Source organism: Pontibacillus yanchengensis (assembly GCF_009856295.1).
GTDB classification, from domain to species: Bacteria; Bacillota; Bacilli; order Bacillales; family BH030062; genus Pontibacillus; species Pontibacillus yanchengensis_A.
Window position 1 is genome coordinate 76,092 of sequence record NZ_WMEU01000001.1, and the last position, 13,733, is coordinate 89,824.

At 36.4% G+C, this 13,733-nt stretch carries 11 protein-coding genes; 10 read left to right on the forward strand and 1 reads right to left on the reverse strand.

The window, feature by feature from the left end; all coding sequences use genetic code 11:
* Positions 1 to 89: 89 nt before the first annotated feature.
* The 4 genes from GLW08_RS00385 (at position 90) to GLW08_RS00400 (ending at position 3,968) form a co-directional block, all read left to right on the forward strand.
* Positions 90 to 884, forward strand: coding sequence for a DUF4397 domain-containing protein (locus GLW08_RS00385; RefSeq protein ID WP_160846616.1), 795 nt, complete (start codon positions 90 to 92; stop codon positions 882 to 884).
* 477 nt (positions 885 to 1,361) lie between these two features.
* On the forward strand, positions 1,362 to 3,173 hold the full coding sequence (locus GLW08_RS00390) for a M3 family oligoendopeptidase (RefSeq protein WP_160846617.1): 1,812 nt from the start codon (positions 1,362 to 1,364) through the stop codon (positions 3,171 to 3,173).
* A gap of 327 nt (positions 3,174 to 3,500) precedes the next feature.
* Positions 3,501 to 3,701, forward strand: coding sequence for a cold-shock protein (locus tag GLW08_RS00395; RefSeq protein ID WP_036820291.1), 201 nt, complete (start codon positions 3,501 to 3,503; stop codon positions 3,699 to 3,701).
* 60 nt (positions 3,702 to 3,761) lie between these two features.
* The gene (locus GLW08_RS00400; RefSeq protein WP_202406222.1) at positions 3,762 to 3,968 is read left to right on the forward strand and encodes a cold-shock protein; all 207 of its coding nucleotides are present in this window, start codon (positions 3,762 to 3,764) and stop codon (positions 3,966 to 3,968) included.
* A 462-nt stretch (positions 3,969 to 4,430) separates the two neighbouring features.
* Here GLW08_RS00400 and GLW08_RS00405 read toward each other — a convergent pair whose 3' ends face one another.
* Complete coding sequence (locus tag GLW08_RS00405; RefSeq protein ID WP_160846618.1) at positions 4,431 to 5,525, reverse strand: FAD-dependent oxidoreductase; 1,095 nt, start codon at positions 5,523 to 5,525, stop codon at positions 4,431 to 4,433.
* A gap of 251 nt (positions 5,526 to 5,776) precedes the next feature.
* Here GLW08_RS00405 and GLW08_RS00410 point away from each other — a divergent pair, with 251 nt between their 5' ends.
* From GLW08_RS00410 to GLW08_RS00435, 6 genes are all read left to right on the forward strand, one after another.
* A complete protein-coding gene (locus GLW08_RS00410; protein ID WP_160846619.1) occupies positions 5,777 to 6,004 on the forward strand; it encodes a sulfurtransferase TusA family protein in 228 nt (75 codons plus the stop codon).
* 60 nt (positions 6,005 to 6,064) lie between these two features.
* The gene (locus GLW08_RS00415; RefSeq protein ID WP_160846620.1) at positions 6,065 to 6,544 is read left to right on the forward strand and encodes a DsrE/DsrF/DrsH-like family protein; all 480 of its coding nucleotides are present in this window, start codon (positions 6,065 to 6,067) and stop codon (positions 6,542 to 6,544) included.
* A gap of 187 nt (positions 6,545 to 6,731) precedes the next feature.
* Complete coding sequence (locus GLW08_RS00420) at positions 6,732 to 7,511, forward strand: sulfite exporter TauE/SafE family protein (RefSeq protein WP_160847839.1); 780 nt, start codon at positions 6,732 to 6,734, stop codon at positions 7,509 to 7,511.
* A 321-nt stretch (positions 7,512 to 7,832) separates the two neighbouring features.
* Entirely contained in the window at positions 7,833 to 9,458 is a 1,626-nt protein-coding gene (locus tag GLW08_RS00425; RefSeq protein WP_160846621.1) for an ABC-F family ATP-binding cassette domain-containing protein, read from the forward strand.
* Positions 9,459 to 9,879: 421 nt separating this feature from the next.
* Positions 9,880 to 10,734 carry a DUF1206 domain-containing protein gene (locus tag GLW08_RS00430; protein WP_237458246.1) on the forward strand — a complete coding sequence of 285 codons (855 nt, stop codon included), beginning with the start codon at positions 9,880 to 9,882 and terminating at the stop codon, positions 10,732 to 10,734.
* A gap of 777 nt (positions 10,735 to 11,511) precedes the next feature.
* Positions 11,512 to 13,671, forward strand: coding sequence for a PAS domain S-box protein (locus GLW08_RS00435; protein ID WP_160846623.1), 2,160 nt, complete (start codon positions 11,512 to 11,514; stop codon positions 13,669 to 13,671).
* The last annotated feature ends 62 nt before the right edge of the window (positions 13,672 to 13,733 follow it).

Genomic DNA, 13,733 nt, shown 5'->3' on the forward strand with positions numbered 1-13,733 from the left:
AACCTTAATCAAAATTATTCTAAAAAATAAGCATTTAATCCTCTTTTACTGGCATGAACATGGACTTTCCTTCATAGGGATTAAAGGGAATGAAATTATTAATCCTTAGGAGTGAAATGATGAATTCATATAATCAGTATGAAAGGGAATTAGCACATAAGGCAGGAATGTATGAATTGCTAGCGGGTTACTATAAGTACATTGATCCCCAAAAACATATGATGTATTATATGAAGCATTTTGAATGTATGCAGCAACTTATACAATTACAGCAACAACAGCAAATGGGCCATGCACAATATCGAAATAATCAACAGCAATCCTATGTGAGAGTGTTCCACGCTTCTCCTAATGCACCTAATGTGGATATTTATGTGAATGGTCAATTACTACTTCAAGATGTAGCATACAAGCAAGTTAGTGATTATATTCCGGTTATGCCAGGAGATTATCGTATTAAGATAACAGCAACTGGACAGCAAGAAGCTGTATTAACAAAAGATGTAAATGTCCCTCCGAATAGTGCCATCACACTTGCTGCAGCTGGAAAGGTTGAAAAGCTGAAATTACTCCCATACCAAGATGACCTATATCCAGAGCAAGGTAAAGCAAAAGTACGATTTATCCATTTATCTCCTGATGCACCACGAGTTGATATTGCAGTAAAGGGTGGGGATATACTCTTCTCTAACGTAGGATTTAACGAAGCTACACAATATAAATCAATTCCTCCTACAAAAGTAGATTTAGAAGTACGTCCAGCTGGGTCAAAACAAGTTGTGCTAGTAATACCAGATGTTATGTTAAACGAAAACCAAATATATAATGCAGTAGCGGTTGGTTTTGTTGAATCTGAACCTTCTTTAGAAGCAATGTTTATATAGATAGACAAAAGGGATTATACAGAATGTATAGTCCTTTTTTACTTTTTCTATCTATATAAACTAGGCCTCTGTCTGCTCCAAAGGCTTGCGCTATTAATAGTGAAGAAAGCATAATTATGGGCACATACGTCTGGCTCCAGCCCCAGCGAACTTCCTGCTCCTCCTTACGATAAGTCAACATCGAATCACTACCGCTTCCGTCTTTCTTTGATTACAAGGAATCAGGTGAATTTTGAAAGAGGTTCTGTGATTAAGATTCGATTAAAACCGCTGCATCACGCAGCAACATCGAACTGATCTACATCATGTAGGCTCACCTCACGGAGCAACATCAAACCAACCTACATCATGTAAAGCATCAGTAGAAGGGAGCTTGCGTGTTTCTTAAAAAGTTAAAAAGTATAACTTTTTGAACAATATAGAAAAATTCTAAATAATGTATATAATTAAAGAGACGATATAAAGGAGGAATTGGTTGTGACGAAAACACAGTATAGCCAAACATGGGATTTAGATATGTTTTTTGAAGGTGGTAGTGATTCAGAGGGGTTCGCATCTTACATAGAAGATACACATCATAAGATGAAAGAGTTAGAGAAGTGTGTTAAAGAATGGGAAATACCCACGCCCACCAATAATGCCAATGCAATCATTCATATCGTTGATCATGTCAATGTAACGTTTAAACAGCTAATGGAGAGTTCCGCTTTTGTGAGTTGTTTAAGTGCCCAAGATGTTAATGATAAAAATGCTGGTTTGTACAGAGCTAAGCTTAATCAATTAGGTGCAGACTTATCAACAATACTAACTACATTTGATCAAAAGCTTTCTCAAATTCAAGAAAATACATGGAATGATATACTGAATCATCCAACATTAAATAAATTATCTTTTGTATTAAATGAGAGAAGAAACCAAGTTAAAGAGAAATTACCGTTAGAGCAAGAAGCACTGGTGAATGATTTAGCAGTAGATGGCTACCATGCTTGGGGAGAGATGTACGATACAATTGTTGGAAGTATGAGTGTCATTTTAGATGATAATGGCGAAAAGAAAGAATTATCTGTAGGTCAAGCAGCTAATAAACTAAGTAGTTCGGAACGTAACACGCGAAAAGAGGTACATGATAAGCTTCAAAAAGCATGGGCGGATAAGGAAGATTATTTTGGAGAAACATTAAATCATCTTTCCGGTTTTCGCCTGCAAACTTATAAACATAGAGGTTGGGATAATGTTTTAAAAGAACCACTGCAAATAAATCGAATGAATGAGCAAACATTACATGCTATGTGGAATGCTATTAATAAGCACAAGAATATTTTTGTTCACTATTTACAAAGAAAGGCTTCCTTATTAGGTTTAGAACGACTAAGTTGGTATGATATTGGTGCGCCTATTTCAAACAATGAGAACAAGGTTTCGTTTGATAATGGAGCAGAATTTATCGAAGAGCAGTTTGAACGCTTCGGCCCCAAAATGGCTGCATTCGCTAAAAGAGCATTTGAAGAAAGTTGGATAGAAGCTGAGGATCGAAGTGGAAAACAACCTGGAGGTTTTTGCACAAGCTTTCCCGATAGCAAACAAACACGAGTTTTCATGACTTATTCGGGGACACCTTCTAACGTAGCGACACTTGCTCATGAATTGGGCCATGCTTTCCATCAACATGTTATGGATGATTTAGAGCCGTTAAATCAATTGTATGCGATGAATGTTGCGGAGACAGCATCAACATTTGCAGAGATGATTGTTGCTGACGCCTCTGTTAAACATGCTTCGAATGAAGAAGAAAGGCTTCATTTATTGGAAGATAAAATACAAAGAAGTGTCGCATTCTTTATGAATATCCATTCCCGCTTCCTTTTTGAAACTCGTTTTTATGAAGAAAGGAAAAAAGGAACTGTTTCTGTGGAAAAGCTTAAACAGTTAACAGAAGATGCACAAAGAGAAGCATATTGTGATTCTTTAGATGAGTACTCTCCCTATTATTGGGCTTCCAAACTTCATTTCCATATAACAGATGTACCCTTTTATAACTTTCCTTATACATTTGGATATTTATTTAGTCTTGGAATATATAGGAAAGCACTTGAATCAGGGCGTGATTTTGAAGAAAAATATATTTCCTTACTTCAAGATACCGGTAGGATGTCAGTAGAAGACCTTGCAACAAAACATCTTGGTGTGGATCTAACTGACCAAGAATTTTGGGAGAGCGCAATAGAAATTTGCGTGAAGGATGTAGAAGAATTTCTAAGATTAACAGAGAATAGCAAAAAAAATGTATAATTTATGATAGCTTTCATATACTATAAATGAACCTTATGAAAAAGCTCTATTTACATAGAGCTTTTCAGATTTATTCCTTTGTTTTTGTACTAAAAAATAAGAAAGTTTCCACAGTTCGCTTCCTGAAACTTGACTTCTTTACGTTAAAGTAGTATGATTAACTTAATTGAAAAATGAATAACTTGCTTCATATTTTACGGAAATTGAAATACTCACTATCACATATTATAAAGAGTATCAATTAACGTTGGTACTTTTTATAATATGTGATTCTTTTTTAAAAGAAAGTGAAACATATTAAGAAATTAGCAATGGAGGTTTTCTCTCATGAAAACAGGTACAGTTAAGTGGTTTAACGCAGAAAAAGGTTTTGGATTCATTGAAGTACAAGGCGAAGACGATGTTTTCGTACACTTCAGCGCAATCAACCAAGAAGGCTTCAAAACTTTAGAAGAAGGTCAAACAGTAGAGTTTGAAGTTACTGAAGGTAACCGCGGACCACAAGCAGCTAATGTAACTAAAGTATAATGATTAAAGCTACCTTAAGAGGTAGCTTTTTCATATATCATATCCGAAGGAGGCATTCAGATGGCGTTTGGAAAAAAGAATCAGCAAGAGGTCAAAAAAGAAGACCTAAAAATCTGGGAGTGTACATCCGAGGATTGTAATGCATGGATGAGAGATAACTTCAAGAGTCAAGAAACTCCTAAGTGTCCTATTTGTCAGAATGATATGGCAACCAGCATGAAAGAACTACAAGTTGTTGAAAACAACAGCGGTAATTGGAATAAATAAATACTATATTAAAATAAAGAAGGAGCGGCGAAATGCTGCTCCTTCTTTATTTTATTTACCCATAATAATATTATGTAAACTAAAGTGAAGTGGAATTTTTAGTATTAGAGACTACTGTTCCTTAAGAAAGTGAGTAATAAAATCGGGTGAGACTTTGCTAAGAACAAAAGCACATGCGCCCGTTTAGCGATGTATATGCTGCTGCCCACAGGACGTGGGTTGGTTCGATGTTGCTACGTAACGTAGCGGACTTAATCGAACTTCCCCTGAATCCGTATGAGATAAAGAAAACACGAAAACATTAGTGATTCGATGTTGACTTATCGTAAGGAGGGGTAGGAAGTTTGCTAGTAGCTGGGGCTGGACGCCGCCTCTATACTTATTAAGTTATACACAAGCCAACATTTTTATAGTACGCTAGACAAAAATAAAAAAAGGGGGGATGCCCCCTAGATCAATACATTAATTCTGTTGATAAGATTGAATGAATTTCTGATCAATTGAATGTTTCAGTTTCCAAGCCAACTTCCCTTTAAATGTCCAGGAACCATATAATAGGAAACCTTCTTTATGTCCAATAGACATTATGGCTAAGTATTTTTTTTGTGGTTTATAGTGTTGACCATCGCTATCAGTTAAGAATCCTTTAAGATTATCCCATAGAATAGGTGCTTGTTTAATCGCAAATACGCCATTTTTAGGTAGATTTGGTGCATTCGTTAACGTTATACAATCACCTGCACCAAAAATAGAAGGATGCGCTTTAACTTGTAAGGTAGATTCGACTTGCAAGTATCCTTCTTCATCAATAGGCAAATTAGATACACGAAATAGGTCAGGTGCTTTTGGGCCTGCCAACCACAATACATCCTTGTAGTCTATTTTTTCGTTTGTTTCCGTAATGATGTGTGTCGAATCTATTTCGCGAACTCTTTTTCCGGTATGAGTAGAGATTTCACGTTCTTGTACTATTTGTTCCATTTTATTGGATGCTTTTTGAGATTGGTTCTCCAATAAACGATTAGAACTAGATATTAATGTAACATGAGCTATTTCTTGATGTTTTTGTCGGTAAGCTTGCAAAGATAGGGCTAATTCTGTTCCGGCTATACCCCCTCCGACTATGACAGGATTAGAACTTTCTTGCATTTCTTTTATCATATCAGGAAAATGGTAATTTGGTTTAATGCGCTTGGCGTATTCTTTAATGCCAGGTAAATCTGTATGAGCAGTAAGGGACCCTATATCAAAAGATACTGCATCATAACTAAGAACTTTACCTTTATCAGTAAGAAGTATTTTTTGTTCTCCGTCAACTGACATTACAGCTTCTTTGTAAAATGTCGCTCCAGCTTGTTCAGCTAAGGACTCTACATTAACGCGAATGTCTTCTATATCATATAACCCTTCTGTGTATCCAGAGAACATTCCAGAATAGTACTGGTATTCATTTGGGGACAGGATAGTTAACTCTACCTCATCAATAGCATGGTCTATCCATTGTTTAATTATATGGAGATGTGCATGGCCAGCTCCTACCAGAATTAATTGCTTCATAAATTGATCCTTTCCAGTTTTAAAATGTACCAATTCCATGATAGCAAAATTATCATTAAAACCAAAAAGAACCGATATCTCTTCCTGGTCCCATTAATTTGAAACTCTAGCAGAGGTTAATGTAACAAGGGTAAGAAGTATCATTGAAATCTATATGCCCCCGGGGGTTGACGATATCCTTTGTAAGGTGTAATATACCCATATAGGTATTTAAATTTACTTTATAAATTATATTTTTGGAGGTCATTATTATGAATATTGATAAAACATTAGATGTAAAAGGTCTTGCATGCCCAATGCCATTAGTTCAAACAAAGAAAGCAATTGGGGAATTAGATGCTAATCAAGTAATAGAAGTTGTTACAACTGACGCAGGTGCTAAAGCAGACTTGGCTGCATGGAGTAAATCTTCTGGTCATGAGCTACTTGATCAAAAAGAAGATGATGGAGTATTCACATTCTATATTCAAAAGGGATAATATAACATCTTAAAATACCCACGCATGTAAGTGTAATAAACAACGAGAGGAGGACACAATATGTCTGAAACAAAGAAAACAAATATCATTCTATTTAGTGGAGATTATGATAAGGCCATGGCTGCTTATATTATCGCTAATGGGGCTGCAGCTTATGATCATGAGGTAACGATATTTCACACCTTTTGGGGGCTAAATGCTCTTCGAAAAGACGGAAAAGTGGAAGCTCAAAAAGGGTTCCTTGAGAAAATGTTCGGAAAGATGATGCCAAGAGGCGCAGATAAAATGGGATTATCTAAAATGAACATGGCTGGAATGGGCCCTAAAATGATTAAGAAAGTAATGAAAAAGCATAACACAAGTTCAGTACCTGATCTAATAGAGATGGCTCAAATGCAAGGAATTAACCTTGTTGCGTGTCAAATGACAATGGATCTACTTGGTTTTCAACGTGCTGAAATGTTAGATGATATCACTTATGCTGGCGTTGCAGCATACCTAGCAGATGCTGAAAATGGAAATGTAAATCTGTTTATATAATTTTTTTACCCTGAAAAATACTGCCAGGGGTAAAGAAGTTTTGTGAGAAGGATACTTTTTTCGTATCCTTCTCATTCATTTTATCCCTCAACTTGCTAATTAGCTTCCTATAAGGAAACTGGGCGTATTTTTTAAACATTGCATTTATAAGTGGAAGAAGTTGTTATGGGAGGGTCCACACATGGAAATGGATTTCTTGTTATTATTGACTATATTTATTATTGGATTTGTAGGTTCTTTTGTTTCGGGAATGGTTGGAATCGGAGGTTCAATCATAAAGTACCCTATGTTACTTTATATCCCTCCACTGTTAGGATTTACAGCATTTACAGCTCATGAGGTATCTGGAATTAGTGCTGTACAAGTACTATTTGCCACAATTGGTGGTGTATGGGCTTACCGTAAAGGTGGGTACTTAAATAAATCCCTTATTCTTTATATGGGAATAAGTATTCTGATTGGCAGCTTTATAGGTGGATATGGTTCTAATATGATGTCAGATAGTGCAGTTAACCTAGTATATGGTCTGTTAGCTACCATTGCAGCGATTATGATGTTTGTTCCTAAAGAGGGGATTGAAGATCAAAATCTAACAGAAGTGAAATTTAACAAGGGGTTAGCAGCATCGCTTGCATTTGTCACAGGGATAGGTGCAGGGATAGTAGGTGCTGCAGGAGCATTTATTTTGGTACCTATTATGTTGGTTGTGCTGAAAATACCTACGCGCATGACTATTGCAAGTTCTCTTGCAATAACATTCATATCCTCTATAGGAGCAACTATTGGGAAAGTGACTACTGGTCAAGTAGAATACCTTCCTGCAGGTGTTATGATTGTAGCCAGTTTACTTGCATCACCATTAGGTGCTAATGCTGGCAAGAAAATCAACACAAAAATACTACAGGGTATCTTAGCAGCATTGATCTTAGCAAGTGCAATAAAAATATGGGTTAGCTTCTTTGGATAAGAAGTTTAGTAAAGGTCTGTTGCCTATTGTTGCAAAGTAGCGAATATTTTGCGATGATGGGTAATGGACTTTTTTTCACTTTTAGAAAGTTTAAACCTTATAAATGGTGAAAGTATTAGCGCAACTAGGCTTCTGTCTGCGCCAAAGGCTTGCCACTCGGCAAGTTTTCTTTTAAATCTTATGAAATGTTTAACTTGATGGAAAATGGCAATCCTAGTGAAAGTTATTGTTACCGTGTTTTTCTTCGTTGGTCTATCTTAATTGATAGTACAATGATATAATTTCATGTGGTAACTTTATAGAATTGGAGGATTATATACTATGCTACAGGCTACAAATGTAAGTCTTCGTTTTGGCGATCAAAAATTATTCGAAGACGTTAATATAAAATTCACACCTGGTAACTGTTATGGACTTATTGGTGCTAATGGTGCAGGTAAATCAACATTTTTAAAAATCTTATCTGGAGATATAGAAGCTCAAACAGGTGAAGTGTCATTAAAATCTAATCATCGTATGGCTGTTTTAAAGCAGAATCACTTCGAATATGAAGAGTATGATGTACTTCAAGTTGTCATTATGGGGTACAAACGCTTGTATGAAGTCATGCAAGAAAAGAATGAAATTTATATGAAGGCAGAATTCAGTGAAGAGGACGGCATGCGAGCTGCTGAACTTGAAGGTGAATTTGCTGAAATGAACGGTTGGGAAGCTGAATCTGATGCATCCCGTCTACTAACAGGACTAGGTATCGAAGAAGATCTTCATAATAAGAAGATGTCCGAACTAACAGGTTCTCAGAAAGTGAAAGTATTGCTTGCTCAAGCTTTATTCGGTAATCCTGATGTACTTCTTCTTGACGAGCCTACCAACCACCTAGATATTCGTGCGATTCAGTGGTTAGAAGAATTCCTCATTAACTTTGAAGGTACTGTAATCGTTGTTTCTCACGATCGTCATTTCTTAAATAGCGTATGTACTCATATTGCAGACCTTGACTTTGGAAAAATACAAATTTACGTAGGTAACTACGATTTCTGGTACGAATCAAGTCAATTAGCTCAAAAAATGGCTAAAGAGGAAAACAAGAAAAAAGAACAAAAAGTTGCGGAATTAAAAGAATTCATACAACGCTTTAGTGCAAATAAATCTAAGTCTAAACAGGCAACCTCACGTAAAAAACTTCTTGATAAGATTACATTAGATGATATTAAACCTTCTAGTCGTCGTTATCCTTATATTGCGTTCAAGCCTGATCGTGAGATTGGTAACGATCTTCTTGAAGTGAAAAATCTTACTAAAACAATAGATGGCGTGAAAGTGCTCGATAACTTATCCCTCACGATGCATAAAGATGACAAAGTTGCGCTTGTTGGAGATAATGAAATCGCAAAAACGACTTTATTTAAGATTCTTATGGGTGAGATTGAACCAGATTCCGGTTCTTACAAATGGGGCGTCACTACATCTCAAAGCTACTTCCCAAAAGATAACTCAGCATTCTTTGAAGACAATGACCAGAATCTTGTTGAATGGTTACGTCAGTATTCTCCTGAAGACGAAACGGAAACGTTCCTAAGAAGTTTCTTAGGTCGTATGCTATTCTCTGGTGAAGAAGTGAAGAAGAAAGCTAAAGTACTATCTGGTGGTGAGAAAGTACGTTGTATGCTTTCTAAAATGATGCTTAGTGGTTCAAACGTTCTTCTATTAGATGAACCAACGAACCACTTAGACCTAGAAGCCATCACAGCATTAAACGAAGGATTAACCAACTTCAAAGGTTCAATATTATTCTCATCTCATGACCATCAATTTATTGATACGATTGCCAACCGCATTATTGAGATCACTCCAAACGGCGTAATCGACAAGTACATGTCTTATGATGAATATATAAATGATCCAGAAATTGAGAAGCAACGAAAAGAGTTTCTTCAAGCAACTTAATAGTAAAAAATAACAAAGCTTGTAGTGATGATCATCACTACAAGCTTTGTTTGTTGTCTAGCGTACTATAAAATTCCATGCATGGGTATAACTGAAAATGTGATGTGGCCACGTCCAGCTCCAGCGCCCATCGACTAGCAAACTTCCTGCCCCTCCTTACGATAAGTTAACATCGAATCACTGGTGTTTTCGTGTTTCCTTTATCTCCTACGGATTCAGGGGAAGTTCGATTAAGTCCGCTGCGTTACGTAGCAACATCGAACCAACATACGTTGTGTAGGCCGCAGTATATACGGTGCTCCCAGGGCGGTTGCGTCTTTCTTATACTTTTTACCTATATTTTTCAAAATATGTTTGTTTTCTTTGGATAAGGGGGATTTATTTTATTGATAAAGTAAATAAAAGTAAAGGAGCGATGGAGTTGGATAGTAGTCTGGAAGTTACCAAAAAAAGAGCAGAACGAAAAGGAAAACAAGCAACCCAAGATGTAAAACCATGGGTACGAGCATTTGCGAGATTTGGATATACTGCAAAGGGTACTATTTATGTGCTCTTGGGAGCTTTATCATTAATGGCAGCTTTAGGAATAGGTGGTAAAACTACTGGTTCAAAAGGTGCATTAGATACCTTAGCGAAACAACAATTTGGCAATATACTGCTTTGGTTAACAACTATTGGATTAATAGGTTATATTGTATGGAGATTGATTCAGCTGATTAAAAACCCTGAAAATAAAGGAATAGGTTCAAGAGTTGGATATCTTTTGAGTGGAATCATGTATGGTGCACTTGCTATGAAAGCTTTTTCTATACTTATAGGGGCTCTTCAATCTGGAGGAGGATCCTCAGGTGGAAGTACGAAACAATCGTTAACGGCAAAAGTATTAGCTCAACCTATGGGGCAATATGTAATTATGGGTGTAGGTGGAGCGATCATTCTTTATGGGCTATATGAAATGTATCGAGGTATGACGGAAAAATTCAAAAAGCAATTCAATTATAGTGAAATGACTAAGAAAGAAAAATCAGCAGTAAGTAAAACAGGAAAGATAGGGTTATTATCACGAGGAGTCGTATTTGGTTTGATTGGGTATTTCTTTATTCAAACAGCCATGAAAGCACAAACAAGCCAAGCACTAGGACTTGATGCTGCTTTATCTAAATTAGCGGGACAACCAAATGGTCAATGGTTGTTAGGTATTGTTTCCGCTGGACTGTTGTTATTTGGAATCTTTCAAATTTTAAAAGGAAAAAACAGACATCTTCGTTTAAGTTAAAAAAGAAGGGAGCCACCCTTCTTTTTTTATGGAATAATTACCATTGTTATTCAATGATCGATGCATAATCTTGAAGACTTTAATTTCAGATAAATTTGGTAATCCCGAAAGAGGGATGTTTCCGTAGATTTAGTTAGAATAAAGGTGGCCGTGGAACAACTCGCGTCCTGCCGGCGAGCTGGCAAGCCTCCTCGAGCCCCGGGATCTGTGGGGTCTTGCCTACCTCTTTCTCCGGCGGGAGTCTCCTTGTTCCACGGCCACTTTTGTAAGTATTGGGGCAACGCAAACATTGCGAAGTTAGAGAGGTTGAGGTATTTAAATATCTACTGACGGTTTACACGCTAGTAAGTTCTAGTATAACAATTGGTTGATAACAAAAAATTCTGTGGCAAGAAAGCCAATGGACATTTAGGTCGCTGTTTGTAAAAAATAAAATTTTATTTGTCCTTAAGGTCTACCGAAAGACGGTTTTCACTAAAAATAAGAGCTTATATGTCCTTTCGGCAGACATACAACATTTGCCCGCGGATCCGATAGCCATTACCCGGCTGGGGGGGAAGGCTCACCAGCTCGCCCGCAGGAAAGCGAGTTGCTTCACCGTAACCCCCTTCCACGTTTCAAGTATCGGACCCCTCCTGTAAACTTTTATGCCAACTTGCAAACATCAGTACACTTTTTATTACTAAAAATAAGAATCTTTCATAATGCATCTTTAATGTACATATTGTTTCCAGTACAATTACAGTAAGCCCATGTGTAAAAGGGGGAGTAAATAGAATGGGGACTATTATAGAATCGTATAGCCCAATCCTGATTGCGATTGCTGTACTATTAACGTTGATGACTACATATACATCGTTAGATTTGTTTACATTACTTAGAACTTCAGAGAAGAATAACCGCTTTATCTTTCTTGGTGGGATATCTTCTATGGGTATTGGCATATGGGTCATGAATTTTTTAACTATGTTGGCAATGGATACATACAGCATAGTGGGGAATCAAATACCATTAACGATTTTATCTATTATTCTTGGTATATCGTTTACTGGTATTGCTTTTTATGTTGTAACCACCCAGTCTTTTGGATTTGTTAAGCTATTGTTAGGTAGTTTTTTTATGATGTTAGCTGTTTTTGCTACACATGTAACTGGAATGTACACACTTAGCTTTGGAATACAATATGAATTGATCGTGCTTGTTCCGTCATTACTACTAATTTACGGATCATTTTTATTCTCGTTTTGGGTTTTATTTTCTTATAGAAACATTATTCATACGAGGAATGCATGGTTAAAACCACTTAGTGCTATTATTATTACAGCTGCTATTGTAGAAGGCTATTTTCTATTAACTAAAGCCACTCAATCCTATAATTCCACGTCATTTAATGCCAACTCGAGTCAATCACAGGAACAATTCGTCATTTATCTAGTATTATTTATTACTATATTGATTACGGCCGGGTTATTGTGGTCAAGTACGTTGATTAGTAACCGATTAGAAACCAGTGATACGTATTTAAACGATATAAAATTTGCGCTAGATGAATCCTCCATTGTTGCGATTACAGATGCAAAGGGGATTATTACGTATGTGAATGATAAATTTGTTGAGATTTCTAAGTACTCAAGAGATGAGTTAATTGGCCAGGACCATAGCCTGTTGAATTCTGGATACCATTCAAAGGAGTTCTTCAAGGATTTATGGCGAACGATAGGTACTGGGAACGTTTGGAAAAATGAAGTAAAAAATATAGACAAAGAAGGATCTTACTATTGGGTTGATACAACCATTGTTCCTTTTTTAAATAAGAAGGGAAAACCTTACCAATACATTGCTATTCGGAATGATATAACAAAACGCAAAGAAGCTGAATCACAAGTGTTAGATGCGATGAAAGATATTCAAGATATCAAGTTTGCTTTAGATGAATCCTCCATTGTTGCGATTACAGATGCCAAAGGGACTATTATGAATGTGAATGAAAATTTCGTGCAAATCTCTAAATACAGTAGGGAAGAATTAATAGGAGAAGATCACCGAATCTTAAACTCTGGTTATCATACTAAAGAATTCTTTAAGAATTTATGGCGAACGATAGGTCAAGGTCATGTATGGAAGGGTGAAATTCGGAATCGTGCAAAGGATGATACCTATTATTGGGTAGACACAACCATCGTGCCTTTCTTGAAAGAAAACGGAAAGCCATATCAATACTTAGCAATTCGAAGTGATATTACAGAACGGAAGAAAACAGAAGAAGTACTTCATCGACAAGATAAACTAGCTGCAGTGGGTCAATTAGCAGCTGGTGTAGCTCATGAAATACGAAACCCTCTAACTTCAATGAGAGGCTATGCTGAATTTTTACAATTGGATGAAACGGATGATGAAAGACAAGAATACTTATCCATTATTGTGGAAGAAATTGAGCGTGTTAATGCAATTGTAGAAGAGTTTATGTTACTTTCTAAACCTAAAGAAATAGAGCTTGGAAAGAAAAATATCATCCCCATCATAAGGAATGTTATTTCCTTATTGGAATTTCATGCAAAAAAACATAAAGTTCAACTAAGCTTTGAGAATAAGATGGATGTTATGGAAGTTAATTGTGATGAAGATCGGGTCAAGCAAGTATTTCTGAATCTCATAAAGAATAGCATTGAAGCTTCACCAAAAGGAGGAACTGTATCTGTTTCCATTCAACTAGAAAATAAAGATATAACCATGAAGGTCAAGGATACAGGGGTCGGAATTCCGCCTGATCAACTCAAAAAAATCGGTGAACCATTCTATACCACAAAAAAGAATGGGAATGGTCTAGGATTAATGGTTAGTTTTAAAATAATAGAAGATCATGGAGGGAAGATTACAGTAGAAAGTGAAGTTCAACAAGGAACAACTTTTACTGTTCAGTTACCTTTAGAGTCTTAGTATTTCTTATGATGCCACATTATTGCGATAATGTGGCATTTTAATTTGAATTTGAGCATTAA